17 protein-coding genes are annotated in these 18,324 nt (G+C 54.6%); 15 read left to right on the top strand and 2 right to left on the bottom strand.

The annotated features are described in order from the left end of the window. Position 1: 1 nt before the first annotated feature. The 10 genes from flgC (at position 2) to flgL (ending at position 9,464) form a co-directional block, all read left to right on the top strand. Positions 2-406, top strand: a complete 405-nt coding sequence (gene flgC / locus OGV83_RS05065) for a flagellar basal body rod protein FlgC (protein ID WP_012132847.1) — start codon at positions 2-4, stop codon at positions 404-406. Between the two features lie 11 nt (positions 407-417). Continuing rightward, positions 418-1,116 carry a flagellar hook assembly protein FlgD gene (gene flgD / locus OGV83_RS05070; RefSeq protein ID WP_012132846.1) on the top strand — a complete coding sequence of 233 codons (699 nt, stop codon included), beginning with the start codon at positions 418-420 and terminating at the stop codon, positions 1,114-1,116. 26 nt (positions 1,117-1,142) lie between these two features. Next, on the top strand, positions 1,143-2,411 hold the full coding sequence (flgE, locus tag OGV83_RS05075; RefSeq protein ID WP_049008920.1) for a flagellar hook protein FlgE: 1,269 nt from the start codon (positions 1,143-1,145) through the stop codon (positions 2,409-2,411). Between the two features lie 20 nt (positions 2,412-2,431). Continuing rightward, positions 2,432-3,187, top strand: coding sequence for a flagellar basal-body rod protein FlgF (flgF, locus tag OGV83_RS05080; protein WP_012132844.1), 756 nt, complete (start codon positions 2,432-2,434; stop codon positions 3,185-3,187). 13 nt (positions 3,188-3,200) lie between these two features. Next, a complete protein-coding gene (flgG, locus tag OGV83_RS05085) occupies positions 3,201-3,983 on the top strand; it encodes a flagellar basal-body rod protein FlgG (protein WP_012132843.1) in 783 nt (260 codons plus the stop codon). A gap of 54 nt (positions 3,984-4,037) precedes the next feature. Further along, the gene (gene flgH / locus OGV83_RS05090) at positions 4,038-4,736 is read left to right on the top strand and encodes a flagellar basal body L-ring protein FlgH (RefSeq protein WP_024130441.1); all 699 of its coding nucleotides are present in this window, start codon (positions 4,038-4,040) and stop codon (positions 4,734-4,736) included. 12 nt (positions 4,737-4,748) lie between these two features. Continuing rightward, a complete protein-coding gene (locus OGV83_RS05095; protein WP_012132841.1) occupies positions 4,749-5,846 on the top strand; it encodes a flagellar basal body P-ring protein FlgI in 1,098 nt (365 codons plus the stop codon). Then, positions 5,846-6,796 (top strand): flagellar assembly peptidoglycan hydrolase FlgJ, encoded by a 951-nt coding sequence (gene flgJ / locus OGV83_RS05100; protein ID WP_047457531.1) that lies wholly within the window; start codon positions 5,846-5,848, stop codon positions 6,794-6,796. The genes OGV83_RS05095 and flgJ overlap by 1 nt, the downstream gene beginning before the upstream one ends. Before the next feature lie 64 nt (positions 6,797-6,860). Beyond that, entirely contained in the window at positions 6,861-8,495 is a 1,635-nt protein-coding gene (gene flgK / locus OGV83_RS05105; protein ID WP_049008923.1) for a flagellar hook-associated protein FlgK, read from the top strand. Between the two features lie 15 nt (positions 8,496-8,510). After that, positions 8,511-9,464, top strand: coding sequence for a flagellar hook-associated protein FlgL (gene flgL / locus OGV83_RS05110; protein WP_049008924.1), 954 nt, complete (start codon positions 8,511-8,513; stop codon positions 9,462-9,464). A gap of 162 nt (positions 9,465-9,626) precedes the next feature. Here flgL and rne read toward each other — a convergent pair whose 3' ends face one another. After that, complete coding sequence (gene rne / locus OGV83_RS05115) at positions 9,627-12,830, bottom strand: ribonuclease E (protein WP_286463228.1); 3,204 nt, start codon at positions 12,828-12,830, stop codon at positions 9,627-9,629. 687 nt (positions 12,831-13,517) lie between these two features. Between rne and rluC the strand changes: the two genes are divergently transcribed. Beyond that, positions 13,518-14,471, top strand: coding sequence for a 23S rRNA pseudouridine(955/2504/2580) synthase RluC (gene rluC / locus OGV83_RS05120; protein WP_012132836.1), 954 nt, complete (start codon positions 13,518-13,520; stop codon positions 14,469-14,471). 159 nt (positions 14,472-14,630) lie between these two features. On the opposite strand, the gene OGV83_RS05125 is transcribed toward rluC, so the two are convergent. Then, positions 14,631-15,215: a Maf family protein gene (locus OGV83_RS05125; protein WP_012132833.1), complete on the bottom strand. Its 585-nt coding sequence runs from the start codon at positions 15,213-15,215 to the stop codon at positions 14,631-14,633. Positions 15,216-15,413: 198 nt separating this feature from the next. On the opposite strand from OGV83_RS05125, the gene yceD reads away from it, so the two are divergent. The 4 genes from yceD to fabH all read left to right on the top strand — a co-directional run bounded on the left by yceD (position 15,414) and on the right by fabH (position 18,314). Then, positions 15,414-15,935 (top strand): 23S rRNA accumulation protein YceD, encoded by a 522-nt coding sequence (gene yceD / locus OGV83_RS05130; protein WP_012132832.1) that lies wholly within the window; start codon positions 15,414-15,416, stop codon positions 15,933-15,935. 16 nt (positions 15,936-15,951) lie between these two features. Beyond that, entirely contained in the window at positions 15,952-16,125 is a 174-nt protein-coding gene (gene rpmF / locus OGV83_RS05135; RefSeq protein ID WP_000290727.1) for a 50S ribosomal protein L32, read from the top strand. A 79-nt stretch (positions 16,126-16,204) separates the two neighbouring features. Continuing rightward, positions 16,205-17,284 carry a phosphate acyltransferase PlsX gene (gene plsX / locus OGV83_RS05140; protein WP_071818860.1) on the top strand — a complete coding sequence of 360 codons (1,080 nt, stop codon included), beginning with the start codon at positions 16,205-16,207 and terminating at the stop codon, positions 17,282-17,284. A 76-nt stretch (positions 17,285-17,360) separates the two neighbouring features. Then, positions 17,361-18,314 (top strand): beta-ketoacyl-ACP synthase III, encoded by a 954-nt coding sequence (gene fabH / locus OGV83_RS05145; RefSeq protein ID WP_012132830.1) that lies wholly within the window; start codon positions 17,361-17,363, stop codon positions 18,312-18,314. The last annotated feature ends 10 nt before the right edge of the window (positions 18,315-18,324 follow it).

Here is an 18,324-nt window from a genome sequence, read left to right on the forward strand (position 1 = left end):
CGTGGCGCTGTTAAACATTTTTGATATTGCCGGGTCGGCGCTCACCGCGCAGTCCAAACGTCTTAACGTGGCGGCCAGTAACCTGGCGAACGCCGATAGCGTCACCGGGCCGGACGGTCAACCGTATCGCGCTAAACAGGTGGTCTTTCAGGTAGACGCGGCGCCAGGGGCGGCAACCGGTGGGGTAAAAGTGGCGGACGTTATTGAAAGTCAGGCGCCGGACAAACTGGTGTATGAGCCTGGCAACCCGCTGGCGGACGCCAATGGGTACGTAAAAATGCCTAATGTGGACGTGGTCGGTGAAATGGTCAACACCATGTCAGCCTCGCGCAGCTATCAGGCAAACGTCGAAGTTCTTAATACCGTGAAAAGCATGATGCTTAAAACGCTGACATTAGGCCAGTAAAGGAGGCGCGTATGTCTATTGCCGTAAATATGAATGACTCGACCAACTCGGGAGTCGCATCCACCAGCAGTGGCAGTTCGCTGACGGGAAGCAGCGCGAGTGATTTGCAAAGCAGCTTCCTGACATTGCTGGTCGCGCAGTTGAAGAATCAGGACCCGACCAACCCACTGCAAAACAACGAGCTGACCACGCAACTGGCGCAGATCAGCACCGTTAGCGGAATTGAAAAACTGAACACCACGCTGGGCGCGATTTCTGGGCAGATCGACAACAGCCAGTCGCTACAGGCCAGCACCCTGATTGGTCATGGCGTCATGATCCCCGGCACCACCATTCTGGCCGGTACGGGTACCGAAGAGGGCGCGACCATCACCACGACGCCGTTTGGCGTGGAGTTGCAGCAGGCAGCGGATAAAGTCACCGCCACCATTACCGACAAAGACGGCAAGGTGGTGCGCACGATCAATATCGGCGAGCTGAAGGCTGGCGTTCATACCTTTACCTGGGACGGTACGTTGGAGGATGGCACAAGCGCGCCAAACGGTTCCTATAACGTCGCGATCGCCGCCAGCAACGGCAGTACGCAGCTTGTGGCGCAACCGCTTCAGTTTGCGCTGGTTCAGGGGGTTATCCGCAACAGTAGCGGTAATACCCTGGATTTAGGGACCTACGGAACCACCACACTCGACGAAGTACGGCAGATCATTTAAGCCTTTACACTTATCAGGAGTAAGTCATGGCCTTTTCTCAAGCGGTCAGCGGTCTGAACGCAGCAGCGACCAACCTCGATGTTATTGGTAATAACATCGCCAACTCCGCCACCTACGGGTTTAAATCCGGTACGGCGTCTTTTGCTGATATGTTCGCGGGCTCCAAAGTGGGCCTGGGCGTTAAAGTCGCCGGGATTACCCAGGACTTTACCGACGGCACTACCACCAACACCGGGCGTGGTCTGGATGTCGCGATTAGCCAGAACGGTTTCTTCCGTCTGGTTGACAGCAACGGCTCCGTTTTCTACAGCCGTAACGGCCAGTTCAAACTGGATGAGAACCGCAATCTGGTTAACATGCAGGGGCTGCAACTGACCGGCTATCCGGCAACCGGAACGCCGCCGACGATCCAGCAGGGTGCCAACCCAGGCCCGATCACCATCCCGAACACCCTGATGGCCGCACAGGCGACCACCACGGCGTCTATGCAGATCAACCTTAACTCAACGGATGAACTGCCGTCTAAGTCACCGTTTGATCCGAGCGATGCGGATTCCTACAACAAAAAGGGCACCATAACGGTCTTTGATAGCCAGGGTAATGCCCATGACATGAACGTTTATTATGTCAAAACTGCTGCCAATAAATGGGATGTATACACCCAAGACTCCAGCGTTGCAGGAGCAGCGGTTACGAAAGCGGCGGTAATGAATTTTAGCAGCAACGGTACGCTGACTTCCGTTAATAACTATATTGATGATCCGAGTAATCCAGGCACGTTAATTGAAGGCCCTGCGAACGCACAGCCACAAATTAACATCACTACGGAAGCGATTAACGGCGCGGTACCGGCTACTTTCTCCCTGAGCTTCCTGAATTCTATGCAGCAGAACACCGGTGCGAACAATATCGTCGCGACCAACCAGAACGGCTATAAGCCGGGCGATCTGGTGAGCTATCAGATCAACGATGACGGCACCGTAGTGGGTAACTATTCCAACGAACAAACGCAGGTTCTGGGGCAGATCGTGCTGGCTAACTTCGCCAACAATGAAGGTCTGGCTTCTCAGGGCGATAACGTCTGGGCGGCGACGCAGGCTTCAGGCGTTGCGCTGCTTGGTACGGCGGGTACGGGTAACTTCGGTAAGTTGACCAACGGCGCGCTGGAATCCTCAAACGTGGATTTGAGTAAAGAGCTGGTGAATATGATCGTCGCGCAGCGTAACTATCAGTCAAACGCGCAGACCATCAAAACCCAGGATCAGATCCTCAACACCCTGGTTAACCTGCGCTAAGCGCCTGACGGGATGGCTTAATGGATCACGCAATATATACCGCCATGGGCGCGGCCAGTCAGACGCTTAATCAACAAGCGGTGACCGCCAGCAACCTGGCGAACGCCTCCACGCCGGGTTTTCGTGCGCAACTTAATGCGTTGCGCGCGGTGCCGGTGGAAGGTCTCTCTTTACCGACGCGTACGCTGGTGGCTGCGTCCACGCCGGGAGCCGATATGACGCCCGGGCAGATGGATTACACCTCGCGCCCGCTGGATGTGGCGCTGCAACAGGATGGCTGGCTGGTTGTTCAGACCGCTGATGGTAACGAGGGATACACCCGTAACGGCAGCATTCAGGTAGACCCGACCGGGCAACTGACAATTCAGGGGCATCCGGTTATCGGTGAAGCCGGGCCGATTGCTGTTCCTGAAGGTTCAGAAATCACTATCGCGGCAGACGGGACTATCTCTGCGCTTAACCCTGGCGATCCGGCCAATACCGTCGCACCGGTAGGACGTCTGAAGCTGGTGAAAGCGCTTGGCAGCGAAGTGCAACGCGGCGATGACGGTATGTTCCGTTTAAGCGCGGCGACACAGGCTGCGCGTGGCCCGGTGTTGCAGGCTGACCCGTCCATTCGCGTGATGTCTGGCGTACTGGAGGGCAGTAACGTGAATGCGGTGTCCGCCATGAGCGATATGATCGCTAACGCCCGCCGTTTTGAAATGCAGATGAAGGTTATCAGCAGCGTGGATGACAATGCCGGGCGCGCTAACCAACTGCTGTCGATGAGTTAATACAGGACATTTTATGATCAGTTCATTATGGATCGCCAAAACCGGCCTGGACGCGCAGCAAACCAACATGGATGTGATTGCCAACAACCTGGCAAACGTCAGCACCAATGGTTTTAAGCGTCAACGCGCGGTGTTTGAAGACCTGCTGTACCAGACGATTCGTCAGCCTGGCGCGCAGTCGTCAGAACAGACGACCTTACCTTCTGGTCTGCAAATCGGTACGGGCGTTCGCCCGGTCGCCACCGAGCGTCTGCATAGTCAGGGCAACCTGTCTCAGACCAACAACAGTAAAGATGTCGCCATCAAAGGGCAGGGCTTCTTCCAGGTGATGTTGCCGGATGGCACTTCTGCTTATACCCGTGACGGTTCTTTCCAGGTGGATCAGAACGGCCAACTGGTCACGGCAGGCGGCTTCCAGGTACAGCCAGCGATCACCATTCCGGCGAACTCGCTGAGCATCACCGTGGGTCGCGATGGCGTGGTAAGCGTAACTCAGCAGGGGCAGGCCGCGCCGGTACAGGTGGGGCAGCTTAACCTGACCACGTTCATGAACGATACGGGTCTGGAAAGCATTGGTGAAAACCTGTACACCGAAACGCAATCCTCGGGTGCGCCGAATGAGAGTACGCCAGGGCTTAACGGTGCGGGTCTGCTGTATCAGGGCTATGTCGAAACCTCTAACGTAAACGTGGCGGAAGAACTGGTGAATATGATCCAGGTTCAGCGCGCTTACGAAATTAACAGCAAAGCGGTATCGACTACCGATCAGATGCTGCAAAAACTGACGCAACTCTAAGTGTCGTCCGGTGAGGGAAACCTCACCGGCACACTGATTTTGAAGATGAAGGCAATGCAAAAATACGCTGCGCACCATTACCCGATTATGGCCCTGCTGGTGGTTTCACTGACAGGATGTGCCTGGATACCTTCCACACCGCTCGTGCAGGGCGCGACCACTGCACAGCCCATACCGGGCCCGACTCCGGTGGCGAATGGTTCCATTTTTCAGTCTGCGCAGCCGATCAACTATGGCTATCAGCCGCTGTTTGAAGACCGACGTCCACGCAATATCGGCGATACGCTGACGATTGTATTGCAGGAAAACGTCAGCGCCAGTAAGAGCTCCTCCGCCAATGCCAGCCGTGATGGTAAAACCAACTTCGGCTTTGATACGGTTCCTCGTTATTTGCAGGGATTGTTCGGCAACGCGCGTGCAGATATGGAAGCCTCTGGCGGGAACTCCTTCAACGGTAAAGGCGGCGCGAACGCCAGCAATACCTTTAGCGGCACGCTGACCGTGACCGTCGATCAGGTACTGGCAAATGGCAATTTACACGTCGTGGGTGAAAAACAGATCGCCATTAATCAGGGCACTGAGTTCATCCGCTTCTCCGGGGTCGTGAACCCACGCACCATCAGCGGCAGCAACTCCGTTCCGTCAACACAGGTTGCGGATGCGCGCATTGAATATGTCGGCAACGGCTATATCAACGAGGCGCAAAATATGGGTTGGCTGCAACGTTTCTTCCTTAACTTGTCGCCGATGTAAGCGAGGTCTCCAGTGTTTAAATCTCTTGTTGGAATTGTACTGATACTGGCAACCACCCTGGCGCATGCCGATCGTATTCGGGATCTGACCAGCGTGCAGGGGGTGCGGGAAAACTCGCTGATTGGTTACGGGCTGGTGGTCGGCCTGGACGGGACGGGCGACCAGACGACCCAGACGCCCTTTACCACCCAGACGCTGAATAACATGCTGTCTCAGTTGGGGATCACCGTCCCGACGGGCACCAATATGCAGTTGAAAAACGTTGCGGCGGTAATGGTCACGGCGCAATTTCCGGCATTCGGTCGCCAGGGGCAAACGATCGACGTGGTGGTGTCCTCAATGGGGAACGCGAAAAGTCTGCGCGGCGGTACATTGCTGATGACGCCGCTGAAAGGGGTCGATAGCCAGGTGTATGCCCTGGCGCAGGGAAATATTTTAGTCGGCGGCGCAGGGGCGTCTGCGGGCGGCAGCAGCGTGCAGGTTAACCAGCTCAATGGCGGGCGTATCACCAATGGCGCAATTATTGAACGCGAGCTGCCCAGCCAGTTTGGCGGCGGAAATACCCTCAATCTGCAACTGAACAACGAAGATTTCGCAATGGCGCAGCAGATCACTGACACCATCAACCGTGCCCGTGGCTATGGCAGTGCGACCGCGCTGGATGCGCGCACGATTCAGGTTCGCGTACCCAGCGGCAACAGCTCGCAGGTCCGTTTCCTGGCGGATATCCAGAATCTGGAGGTGAACGTCACACCACAGGACGCGAAGGTGGTGATTAACTCCCGTACCGGTTCCGTGGTGATGAACCGTGAAGTGACGCTGGACAGCTGCGCCGTCGCGCAGGGCAATTTGTCCGTAACGGTGAATCGCCAGGCGAACGTCAGCCAGCCGGACACGCCGTTTGGCGGTGGGCAGACGGTCGTTACGCCACAAACGCAGATTGATTTACGTCAGAGCGGCGGTTCGCTGCAAAGCGTCCGTTCCAGCGCCAACCTGAACAACGTCGTCCGCGCGCTGAATGCGCTGGGCGCCACGCCGATGGATCTGATGTCCATCCTGCAATCCATGCAGAGCGCGGGTTGTCTGCGCGCCAAACTGGAAATTATCTGATGATTGGTGACAGCAAACTGTTGGCCAGCGCGGCCTGGGATGCGCAATCGCTCAATGAGCTGAAAGCCAAAGCGGGGCAAGATCCGGCGGCGAATATCCGCCCGGTCGCTCGTCAGGTTGAAGGGATGTTTGTGCAGATGATGCTGAAAAGCATGCGTGAAGCGCTGCCGAAAGACGGCATATTCAGCAGCGATCAAACGCGACTGTACACCAGCATGTATGACCAGCAGATTGCGCAGCAGATGACCGCCGGTAAAGGGTTGGGACTGGCGGAGATGATGGTCAGGCAGATGACCGAGGGGCAGACGCAGCCTGCGGAAGAAGCGCCGCAGGTACCAATGAAGTTCCCTCTGGAAACGGTGACCAGCTATCAAAATCAGGCGCTGACGCAGCTGGTGCGTAAGGCGATGCCAAAAGCGCCGGAAAATAATGATGAGCCGCTGTCCGGCGACAGCAAAGACTTCCTGGCCCAGCTTTCGCTTCCGGCACGCCTGGCAAGTGAACAAAGCGGCGTGCCGCATCATCTGATTCTGGCGCAGGCGGCGCTGGAGTCGGGATGGGGTCAGCGACAGATCCGCCGTGAAAATGGCGAGCCGAGCTTTAACCTGTTTGGTATTAAGGCCTCGTCCAACTGGAAGGGGCCGGTAACAGAGATCACCACCACCGAATATGAGAACGGCGAAGCGAAGAAGGTAAAAGCGAAATTCCGCGTTTACAGCTCCTATCTGGAGGCGCTATCGGATTATGTGGGGCTGCTGACCCGTAACCCGCGCTATGCCGCGGTGACCGCCGCGTCTACCGCTGAACAGGGCGCACAGGCGTTACAAAATGCCGGTTATGCAACCGATCCTGACTATGCGCGTAAATTAACCAGCATGATTCAACAGCTGAAATCCATGAGCGACAAGGTGAGCAAAACGTACAGCGCGAATCTCGACAATCTCTTTTAAATAGCTCAAGTCCAGAAACCTGCTGCCGATAATAACCAGTATTGAAGGATTACAAGGAACCTCCATGTCCAGCTTAATTAACAACGCCATGAGCGGACTTAGCGCAGCCCAGGCTGCGTTAAATACTGCCAGTAATAACATCTCCAGCTATAACGTTGCCGGATACACCCGACAGACGACGATTATGGCGCAAGCCAACAGTACGCTGGGAGCGGGCGGTTGGGTCGGTAATGGCGTCTACGTTTCTGGCGTACAGCGTGAGTATGATTCTTTTATTACCAATCAGTTACGCGCGGCGCAGAATCAGAGCAGCGGTTTGACTACGCGTTATGAGCAAATGTCGAAAATTGATAACCTGCTCTCCAGTACCACCAGCTCGATTTCGACCTCTCTGCAAGGTTTCTTCACCAGCCTGCAAACGCTGGTCAGCAACGCGGAAGACCCGGCAGCGCGTCAGGCGCTTATCGGTAAAGCCGACGGCCTGGTAAACCAGTTTAAAACGACCGATCAGTACCTGCGCGATCAGGATAAGCAGGTCAATATCGCCATTGGCTCCAGCGTTGAGCAGATCAACAATTACGCGAAGCAAATCGCCAGCCTGAACGATCAGATTTCCCGTCTGACCGGGGTGGGCGCGGGCGCTTCACCGAACGATCTTCTCGACCAGCGCGACCAACTGGTGAGTGAGCTGAACCAGATTGTCGGTGTGGAAGTTAGCGTCCAGGACGGCGGCACCTATAACCTGACGATGGCGAATGGCTATACCCTGGTGCAGGGCAGCAGCGCCCGTCAACTGGCAGCGGTGCCGTCCAGCGCCGATCCGTCACGCACCACGGTCGCCTATGTTGATGCGACTGCCGGAAACGTTGAAATCCCGGAAAAATTGCTCAATAGCGGCTCGCTTGGCGGGTTGCTGACGTTCCGCTCTCAGGATCTGGATCAGACTCGCAATACCCTCAACCAGCTGGCGCTGGCCTTTGCCGAAGCGTTTAATGCCCAGCATAAACAGGGATATGATGCCAATGGCGATCAGGGCGAGGACTTCTTTTCCATCGGTAAACCGTCCGTATTGAGTAATGCGAAAAATACGGGCAGCGGGACCTTGTCTGCGGAAGTTACCGACAGTTCCGCGGTACAGGCTACCAATTATAAGCTGGTATTTGATGGTAATAACTGGCAGGTCACGCGCTTGTCAGACAATACCAGTTTTGAGGCGGTTGAAACCAACGGGAAACTGACGTTTGACGGGCTGGAAGTGACGGTCGGGGCAGGGGCAAATGCGAATGACAGCTTTACCCTGAAACCGGTCAGCGATGCCATTGTGAACATGAACGTGCTGGTGACCGATGAATCCAAAATTGCGATGGCTTCCGATCCCGATGCGGGTGGGAGCGATAACCGTAACGGTCAGGCGCTGCTGGATTTGCAAACCCAGAAAACGGTAGGCAATAAGTCCTTTAATGATGCTTATGCGACGATGGTCAGCGATGTGGGGAACAAAACCGCCACGTTGAAAACCAGCAGCACAGCGCAGGGCAATGTTGTGACGCAGTTGTATAACCAGCAGCAATCGATTTCCGGTGTTAACCTTGATGAAGAATACGGCAACCTGCAACGCTACCAACAGTATTACCTGGCGAACGCCCAGGTGCTGCAAACCGCGAATACGCTGTTTGATGCGCTGTTGGGCATTCGCTAAGGAAGAGGAGGATAAATGCGTATCAGTACCCAGATGATGTACCAGCAGAATATGCGTGGTATCACCAATTCCCAGGCTGAATGGATGAAGTACGGTGAGCAGATGTCCACCGGTAAGCGCGTAATCAATCCGTCTGACGATCCTATTGCCGCTTCTCAGGCTATCGTACTCGCTCAGGCCCAGGCTCAGAACAGTCAGTATGCGCTGGCACGCACCTTTGCCACTCAGAAAGTGTCGCTGGAAGAAAACGTGCTAAGCCAGGTGACTACTGCGATTCAGACGGCGCAGGAAAAAATTGTCAACGCAGGGAACGGCACCTTAAGCGATGATGACCGCGCCTCGCTGGCGACCGATTTGCAGGGGATTCGCGATCAGTTAATGAACCTGGCCAACAGCACCGACGGCAACGGTCGTTATATTTTTGCGGGCTATAAAACTGAAAAAGCGCCGTTTGATCAGGCAAATGGCGACTATAGCGGTGGCACTGAAAACATCACCCAGCAGGTTGATGCTTCGCGTACGATGGTAATTGGCCATACGGGCGATCAGATTTTTAATCGTATTACCAGTAATGCCGTACCGGAACCCGACAACAGCGCTTCAGAAACCAGCCTGTTTGCGATGCTGGATACGGCCATTGCAGCGCTGAAAACGCCGGTTGCTGACGATGATGTGAAGAAGGCGGAAGCTGCTGCGGCAATTGATAAAACAAACCGTGGTCTGAAAAACTCCCTTAATAACGTCCTGACCGTTCGTGCGGAACTGGGAACGCAATTGAGTGAGCTGGATTCCCTGGATTCATTGGGAAGCGAGCGCGCGCTGGGTCAGGCACAGCAGATGAGTAATCTGGTCGATGTGGACTGGAACGCGGCTATCTCGTCGTATGTAATGCAACAGGCTGCGTTACAGGCGTCCTATAAAGCGTTTAGCGATATGCAAGGAATGTCTCTGTTTCAGTTGAACAGATAGCACATGTTTTGAAACATATCATGAAACTGGGTATGTTTTGTCTGCCCGCTCCCTTCACCCCGGAGCGGGCATTTTTTTGCCCGGAAAACAGATAACGGGCACCGATTGCAGGTACAAAAAAGCCGACCCGCAGGTCGGCTTATCTTTAACATTGCGTTCAGCTTATTCTACAGGCTGCGGGCGCGTGGCTGGCGCGGCGGCCTGATGCGTTGCGCTATGACCACCTGCCGCACCTTTACCTTCAAAGATGAAGGCAGGGCGCTGCCAGTCGCTGTGATGTGGCGCTTCCGGGACATATTCCGGCGCAGGCGCGCGGGTCATCGGCGCACTGGCGTGGCTGACGGGTTTCTCCCCGGTGGTTACCGCGCTTTCTGACACGGTTTCAGCAACGGCAACAGGCGCAGCGACAATCTCTTCCGGTTCAGCGGCAACCACGACAGGTTCAACCGTTTCTTTAACGATCCCTTCAACGATCTCTTCCGGTTCGGCGATGACAACGTCAGCGGATTCTTCAGCCGTCGTGGTTTCCTGAACGTCAGCGACAGGTTCCGCTTGTGCAGCGACTTCCTGCGCAACAGGGACGTCAGCCTCTGCAATCACCTGAGGTTGTTCTTCAACCGGGGTGGCAATTACTTCAGGATGCGTTGTTTCCACAGTAGCGGGCTGAGGTTCAGCGACAACGGTTTCAGTTTGAACCGGTGCGTCTACAACCTGTTCGGCTGCGGCAGCGATGACCTGCGGCTCTACTGCAACCGGCTGAGCTTGTACGGCCTCTTCTTCGCGCTGTGCTTCAACCTGCGTATCCTGAGAACGGGCGACAGGGTAGCGAATCCACACTTTGCCAGACGCCATTTCCGGTGAAGCGCAAGCGACGGTTAACGGCATTGGCGATTGAAGCGGGTAACGCTCATCGCGGTAGCGACGACGACGCTGGCCGCTGACGCGCAGGTGGCGAGGAGAACGACGGGAGCGACGCGGCATTCCTGCGTTATCACGCGCTTCGCCGTTTTCTTCCTGCTCTGCTGGCGCAACGTCTGCGATCGCTGGCAGGTCGACTTTCGCCAGTTCAGTACGCTGAGCAGGCGCGCTTTGCGTAGCAGGCTGGGTGGCGACAGCGTCTTCGACGACTGGCGTTGCGACAGCTTCTGCTTCAGAGGTTGCGGAGTCTGTGTAACGAACTTTCTGGCTCAGCTGACGCTGTTTACGGCGAGGCTGTGCCTGACGAACGCGTTCTTCCTGTTCCGTCTCCTGAGCCGGTTGCTCATCCAGGTTCAGCGCCTTGACTTCTTGCTGTGCCTGACGTTTTTCATCGTTGCGACGACGGTTGCGTTCACGACGCGGCGTCTGCTGCTCGTCACCGGACTTCGCCTTATCGGCAACGTCGTTAGACTGCTGGCGGTTGTCACGCGCTTCTGCGTTCTGCTGCTGCGCCTGACGACGGTTACGACGGTTGTCATCACGGTTTTCACCGCCTTCAGCGCGGTTGTCGCGATTATCACGGTTGTCACGGCGATCGTTACGGTCACGGCGATTATTCTGGCGAGACTTACGACGATCCTGCTGACGCTCCGGTTTTTCCTCTGCTTTCGGTGCAGGTTGTTCAACCGGCTTAGCGACTTCGCTGCCGCTGAACATGTTTTTCAGCGCGCCGAAGAAGCGGGTAAGCAGACCTGGTTGTGCAGGCGCAGTGGCAACGGCTTTCGGTGCTGCCGTCGCTGCTTTCACCGCAGGTTCTGCTGGCGTCGGCGCAGGCGGCACTTCCGGCATCGCGAAGGTCGCCAGTGCTGGTTGTTCAGGGCGTTTACGCTCGGCGTACTCTTCTTCAGAAGGTAACGCCATCGCTTCTTCATGCAGTTTCGGCAGCATGTAGCTCAGGGTTGGCGTTTCTTCCCCTTTACGTACGCGCAAAACGGAGTAGTGCGGCGTTTCCATCTGATCGTTTGGTACGATCACGCAGCGCACGCCATCCTGGCGAGTCTCAATAGCATTAACCGCGGTGCGCTTTTCGTTAAGCAGGTAAGAGGCGATCGGGACCGGAACAATGGCGTGAACTTCCTGGGTATTCTCTTTCAGCGCTTCTTCTTCAATCAGACGCAGAATAGACAGGGAGAGCGATTCGTTGTCGCGTACGGTGCCGGTGCCGCTACAGCGTGGGCAGACGTGATGGCTGGACTCGCCCAGAGACGGGCTGAGACGCTGGCGGGACATCTCCAGCAGGCCAAAACGAGAAATATGGCTAATCTGGATACGCGCACGATCCTGACGTACCGCTTCGCGCAGACGGTTTTCCACAGCGCGCTGGTGGCGTACTGGCGTCATGTCGATGAAGTCGATAACGATCAGGCCGCCGAGGTCGCGCAAGCGCAACTGGCGAGCAATTTCATCGGCTGCTTCCAGGTTTGTGTTAAACGCGGTTTCTTCGATATCGCCGCCGCGTGTGGCACGCGCGGAGTTAATATCAATCGCGGTTAACGCTTCGGTTGTGTCAATAACGATAGAGCCGCCGGAAGGCAGACGCACTTCACGCTGGAAGGCGGATTCAATTTGCGACTCGATCTGGTAGTGGCTGAACAGCGGAATCTCGCCGGTATAAAGCTTAATCTTGCTGCTGAAATCCGGGCGACCCAACGCCGCGATGTGCTGGCGCGCCAGCTCAAGCACTTTCGGATTATCGATAAGAATTTCGCCGATATCCTGACGTAAGTAGTCACGGAATGCGCGGACGATAACGTTGCTTTCCTGATGGATCAGGAATGGAGCAGGGCGGCTTTCAGCGGCTTTCTGAATCGCTTCCCAGTGTTTCAGGCGGAAGCTCAGGTCCCACTGCAACGCTTCGGCGGATTTGCCGACGCCTGCGGTACGCACGATAAGCCCCATGCCGTCAGGCAGTTCGAGGCTTGCCAGCGCTTCTTTTAATTCGGTGCGATCGTCGCCTTCAATGCGACGGGAGATGCCGCCCGCGCGCGGGTTGTTCGGCATTAAAACCAGATAGCTCCCTGCCAGACTGATAAACGTCGTCAGCGCAGCGCCTTTGTTGCCGCGTTCTTCTTTATCAATCTGAACAATCACTTCCTGACCTTCGCGCAACACATCTTTAATGTTTGGACGGCCGTGGGCGTTGTAGTTGGCGGGGAAATATTCGCGGGCAATTTCTTTTAACGGGAGGAAACCGTGACGTTCAGCGCCGTAATCAACAAAAGCCGCTTCCAGACTCGGTTCGATACGGGTAATTTTGCCTTTATAGATGTTCGCTTTTTTCTGCTCGTGTCCTGGACTCTCAATGTCCAGGTCGTACAGGCGCTGCCCATCTACAAGGGCAACACGCAACTCTTCCTGCTGAGTTGCGTTGATTAACATTCTTTTCATCGTAACTTACTCATTATTCTTACATTGACGACTAAGCTGCGGGCATAGTAATGCCTTTCCGGGTGTGAACCGATGGCCTCGTGTCTATTCGCGTCGCCAACCTCACGGTTATCGTCTGCTCAAAGAGGCGCAGAGTGTCGGTTGCCTGTATTTCATACGGAAATACAGCGCAATTATCAGGGGAACAGCCTGGGAGTTACTCTCCAGAGAAGATTCCATTATGTTCATCGTCTTTCACGCCGCAGATGCGTTGGCTTCATCTGCTCACCCGGGCATAAGCTCCTGGGGATTCCCAGATTTGCCGCCTTTCTGCAACGCGTAGTACATAGAACATATACCGGTAAGGACTGCAACCCGCAGCCCGCTAACTGCCTGAAAAATCAATACGTCTTACGCCATTGCTGCGTTGATGATCTGTCTGGCAAAATGGGTCATTCCGTAAAATTTCTTGTTTTAACAAGGTTCGACACGGAAACGGTTACATTATTCCACTGCTAACCTTGTTATAGCAAGATGACTTTTACCATTTATCACCCGGTTACTCACAGTTTTTTCACTTCCTCATGGTGATTGGTTTAATAACCAGCAAATTGGTCATGTTGAACGTGAGTAACAGGATATAGAAGTAAATATAAGCATAGAAAAATGAGTGGCGCTAATCCTTATGGCTATTTAGAATCGGCCCCCATGAAAACTGAGACTCCATCCGTAAAAATAGTTGCCATTACTGCCGACGAAGCGGGGCAACGCATCGATAACTTTTTGCGCACGCAACTCAAAGGCGTACCGAAAAGCATGATTTACCGCATTTTGCGTAAAGGCGAAGTGCGGGTGAACAAAAAACGCATCAAACCGGAATATAAGCTCGAAGCCGGGGATGAAGTGCGTATTCCGCCGGTGCGCGTCGCCGAACGCGAAGAAGAGGCCGTTTCGCCGCATTTGCAAAAAGTGGCGGCGCTGGCCGATGTCATTTTGTATGAAGATGACCATATCCTTGTGCTGAACAAACCTTCCGGTACGGCGGTGCATGGCGGAAGCGGGTTGAGCTTCGGCGTTATCGAGGGGCTGCGCGCGTTGCGGCCAGAAGCGCGTTTCCTGGAACTGGTGCATCGTCTGGACCGCGATACCTCTGGCGTACTGCTGGTTGCGAAAAAACGCTCAGCGCTGCGTTCTTTGCATGAGCAACTGCGTGAGAAGGGGATGCAGAAAGATTATCTGGCGCTGGTTCGCGGCCAGTGGCAGTCGCATGTTAAATCGGTACAGGCGCCTTTATTAAAGAATATTCTGCAAAGCGGCGAACGTATTGTACGTGTGAGTCAGGAAGGAAAACCCTCCGAAACGCGCTTTAAGGTTGAAGAGCGCTATGCGTTTGCGACGCTGGTGCGCTGTAGCCCGGTGACGGGACGTACGCATCAGATTCGTGTGCATACGCTGCATGCGGGCCATCCGATCGCGTTTGACGATCGTTACGGCGATCGCGAATTTGATAAGCAGCTTGCGGGAACGGGGCTGTCACGGCTTTTTCTGCACGCGGCAGCGCTGAAGTTTACCCATCCGGGGACTGGCGAGGTGATGCGTATCGAAGCGCCGATGGATAACCAACTCAAGCATTGCCTTCAGGTGTTACGTAACAAAGCCTGATGCGCGTTGCGATATTATCGCGCTAAACCTGTAGGCCGGATAAGACGTTTACGTCGCCATCCGGCATCTTTACTGATGGCGCTGTGCTTATCAGGCCTACGGGCATTGCTCCGCTGTGGGCCTGATAAGATGTTTTAGCGTCGCCATCAGACGCATCCACTATGCCATCAGCGGGTTCATCTCTTCCCGGCGCAGCATCTGGCACAGCGCAATCAGCGGTAGCCCAATAAGGGTATTGGGATCTCGCCCCTCCAGGCGCTCGAAAAGGGCAATGCCAAGACCTTCGCTTTTAAAACTTCCGGCACAATGCAATGGACGCTCTTTGCGGACATAGTCCTCTATTTCCGTTTCGCTTAAATGGCGGAAATGTACATCAAACGGTTCGACTTCCGTTTGTAAATGTCCGGTTGCAGAATTATAAAGCGCCAGTCCGGTATAAAACGTCACAATATTCCCGCTGGCTTTGGTTAATTGCTGGCGCGCTTTTTCTTCGGTTAACGGTTTGCCGGTAATTTCGCCATCCAGAACGCAAATTTGATCGGAGCCAATAATCAGATGATCGGGGAAACGGTGGGCGAGCGATTGTGCTTTCGCCTGTGCGAGGCGAGAGACTAAATGGCGCGGCGCTTCGCCAGACATGGGCGTTTCGTCAACCTCGGGAGCCGCGCACTCGAAAGGGATCGCCAGTTTTTCGAGCAGCGCGCGACGCCAGGGAGAGGTAGAAGCAAGGATGAGACGGGGCATATTTTTTTCCCTCAGATATAGCGTATTAATGAGAGCCATCTTAAACTATGCTCTTCGTCCTTCAAGCATGACATACAGTCACGGTTTGAGCGAAAATAAGTCTGTAACCCGCAATGTGTGCGAATTATTGGCAAAAGGCAACCGCAGGCTGCCTTTTTCTTTGACTCTATGACGTTACAAAGTTAATATGCGCGCCCTATGCAAAAGGTAAAATTACCCCTGACTCTTGATCCGGTTCGTACGGCTCAAAAACGCCTCGATTATGAAGGTATCTATACTTCTGATCTGGTAGAGCGCGTCGCCGATTCTGTAGTCAGTGTGGACAGTGATGTGGAATGCTCCATGTCGTTCGCTATCGATAACCAACGTCTCGCCGTTATTACGGGTGATGCGAAGGTGACGGTATCGCTCGAATGCCAGCGTTGCGGGAAGCCGTTTACCCATCAGGTTCACACAACGTATTGTTTTAGTCCGGTTCGTTCTGACGAACAGGCTGAAGCACTCCCGGAAGCGTATGAGCCGATTGAGGTTAACGAATTCGGTGAAATCGATCTGCTTGCAATGGTTGAAGATGAAATCATCCTCTCCTTGCCGGTAGTTCCGGTGCATGATTCTGAACACTGTGAAGTGTCCGAGGCGGACATGGTCTTTGGTGAACTGCCTGATGAAGCGCAAAAACCAAACCCATTTGCCGTATTAGCCAGCTTAAAGCGTAAGTAATTGAGGAGTAAGGTCCATGGCCGTACAACAGAATAAACCAACCCGTTCCAAACGTGGCATGCGTCGTTCTCATGACGCTCTGACCGCAGTCACCAGCCTGTCTGTAGACAAAACTTCTGGTGAAAAACACCTGCGTCACCACATCACTGCCGACGGTTACTACCGCGGCCGTAAGGTCATCGCTAAGTAATCACGCGCAAGCGTGATGAAGCTTAGTGAGGATTTCCCCGCGTAAGCGGGGAAACACCAAACCAGGCAGCGACGATACCTTGACACGTCTAACCCTGGCGTTAGATGTCATGGGGGGAGATTTCGGCCCTTCCGTGACAGTGCCTGCAGCACTGCAGGCACTGAATTCTAATTCGCAACTCACACTTCTTTTAGTCGGGGATCCCGATACCATCACGCCATTACTTGCCAAAGCTGACTTTGAACAACGTTCGCGTCTGCAGATTATCCCTGCACAGTCAGTTATTGCCAGTGATGCCCGGCCTTCGCAGGCTATCCGCGCCAGTCGCGGTAGCTCAATGCGTGTGGCCCTGGAGCTCGTGAAAGAAGGCCGAGCCGAAGCCTGTGTGAGCGCCGGTAATACGGGCGCGCTCATGGGACTTGCGAAATTATTGCTCAAACCCCTTGAGGGCATCGAGCGTCCTGCGTTGATGACGGTTTTACCGCATCAGCAGAAAGGAAAAACGGTGGTGCTGGATTTAGGCGCCAACGTCGATTGTGACAGTACCATGTTGGTGCAGTTTGCCGTGATGGGGTCCGTGATGGCGGAAGAGGTGATTGGGATAACCAATCCCCGCGTGGCGTTGCTCAATATTGGTGAAGAAGAAACCAAAGGTCTCGACAGTATTCGTGATGCCTCTGCGTTGCTCAAAACAGTCCCTTCCATCAATTACATTGGTTATCTTGAAGCCAATGAGTTATTGACGGGAAAAACTGATGTGCTGGTATGTGACGGATTTACAGGCAATGTCACATTAAAGACAATGGAAGGGGTTGTCAGGATGTTCCTTTCACTGCTGAAATCTCAGGGTGAGAGTAAAAAACGGTCGTGGTGGCTGCTGTTATTAAAACGTTGGTTACAAAAAAGCCTGACGAGGCGATTCAGTCACCTCAACCCCGACCAGTATAATGGCGCCTGTCTGTTAGGATTGCGTGGCACGGTGATTAAAAGTCATGGTGCGGCCAATCAGCGAGCATTTGCCGTCGCGATTGAACAGGCAGTGCAGGCGGTGCAGCGACAAGTTCCTCAGCGAATTGCCGCTCGCCTGGAATCTGTATACCCAGCCGGATTCGAACTGTTGGAAGGTGGCAAAAACGGACACTCACGGGTGCACAATTAACGGTGTAACCTGAGCGCAACCAACATACCAGCAGTTTGCACGCGGTGGTATATAACCGAAAAGTGACTGAGCGTACATGTATACAAAGATTATTGGTACTGGCAGCTATCTGCCTGAACAAGTGCGTACTAACGCCGATTTGGAAAAGATGGTAGAGACGTCTGACGAGTGGATTGTCACGCGTACAGGCATCCGTGAACGCCATATTGCAGCGCCAAACGAAACAGTCGCGACGATGGGCTATACAGCCGCAAACCGCGCGCTTGAAATGGCGGGCATCGATAAAGACCAGATTGGCTTGATTGTGGTTGCGACCACGTCAGCAACACATGCTTTCCCAAGCGCAGCATGCCAGATTCAGAGTATGTTGGGCATTAAAGGCTGCCCGGCGTTTGACGTTGCAGCGGCCTGCGCCGGTTTTACCTACGCGTTAAGCGTTGCCGATCAGTATGTAAAATCAGGCGCCGTTAAATATGCGCTGGTCATCGGTTCCGATGTCCTGGCGCGCACCTGCGATCCCACCGATCGCGGGACGATCATTATCTTTGGTGACGGCGCGGGCGCAGCGGTTCTGAGCGCATCCGAAGAGCCAGGCATTATTTCGACGCATCTTCATGCAGACGGCAGCTATGGTGAGTTGCTGACGCTGCCAAACGCCGATCGCGTCAATCCAGAAAATCCGATTTATCTGACGATGGCGGGCAACGAGGTGTTTAAAGTGGCGGTAACTGAACTGGCACACATCGTTGACGAGACGCTGGCGGCGAATAATCTGGATCGTTCCGCTCTGGACTGGCTGGTTCCGCACCAGGCTAACCTGCGCATCATCAGCGCGACAGCGAAAAAGCTGGGTATGTCGATGGATAATGTGGTGGTTACGCTGGACAGACACGGCAACACCTCTGCGGCCTCTGTGCCATGCGCGCTGGACGAAGCCGTGCGCGACGGGCGGATTAAAGCCGGGCAGTTGGTATTGCTTGAGGCCTTCGGGGGTGGATTCACCTGGGGCTCCGCGCTGGTTCGTTTCTAGTATAAGGATT

The organism is Citrobacter sp. CK189 (assembly GCF_030333505.1).
GTDB classification, from domain to species: domain Bacteria; phylum Pseudomonadota; class Gammaproteobacteria; order Enterobacterales; family Enterobacteriaceae; genus Citrobacter_B; species Citrobacter_B koseri.

What these genes read in the sequence shown, in the direction of transcription:
- flgD (WP_012132846.1), top strand. Translation starts at nt 418, where the DNA reads ATGTCTATTGCCGTAAATATGAATGACTCGACCAACTCGGGAGTCGCA.
- flgE (WP_049008920.1), top strand. Translation starts at nt 1,143, where the DNA reads ATGGCCTTTTCTCAAGCGGTCAGCGGTCTGAACGCAGCAGCGACCAAC.
- flgF (WP_012132844.1), top strand. Translation starts at nt 2,432, where the DNA reads ATGGATCACGCAATATATACCGCCATGGGCGCGGCCAGTCAGACGCTT.
- rne (WP_286463228.1), bottom strand. Translation starts at nt 12,830, where the DNA reads ATGAAAAGAATGTTAATCAACGCAACTCAGCAGGAAGAGTTGCGTGTT.
- flgH (WP_024130441.1), top strand. Translation starts at nt 4,038, where the DNA reads ATGCAAAAATACGCTGCGCACCATTACCCGATTATGGCCCTGCTGGTG.
- OGV83_RS05125 (WP_012132833.1), bottom strand. Translation starts at nt 15,215, where the DNA reads ATGCCCCGTCTCATCCTTGCTTCTACCTCTCCCTGGCGTCGCGCGCTG.
- rpmF (WP_000290727.1), top strand. Translation starts at nt 15,952, where the DNA reads ATGGCCGTACAACAGAATAAACCAACCCGTTCCAAACGTGGCATGCGT.
- flgK (WP_049008923.1), top strand. Translation starts at nt 6,861, where the DNA reads ATGTCCAGCTTAATTAACAACGCCATGAGCGGACTTAGCGCAGCCCAG.
- flgL (WP_049008924.1), top strand. Translation starts at nt 8,511, where the DNA reads ATGCGTATCAGTACCCAGATGATGTACCAGCAGAATATGCGTGGTATC.
- flgG (WP_012132843.1), top strand. Translation starts at nt 3,201, where the DNA reads ATGATCAGTTCATTATGGATCGCCAAAACCGGCCTGGACGCGCAGCAA.
- fabH (WP_012132830.1), top strand. Translation starts at nt 17,361, where the DNA reads ATGTATACAAAGATTATTGGTACTGGCAGCTATCTGCCTGAACAAGTG.
- rluC (WP_012132836.1), top strand. Translation starts at nt 13,518, where the DNA reads ATGAAAACTGAGACTCCATCCGTAAAAATAGTTGCCATTACTGCCGAC.
- flgJ (WP_047457531.1), top strand. Translation starts at nt 5,846, where the DNA reads ATGATTGGTGACAGCAAACTGTTGGCCAGCGCGGCCTGGGATGCGCAA.
- yceD (WP_012132832.1), top strand. Translation starts at nt 15,414, where the DNA reads ATGCAAAAGGTAAAATTACCCCTGACTCTTGATCCGGTTCGTACGGCT.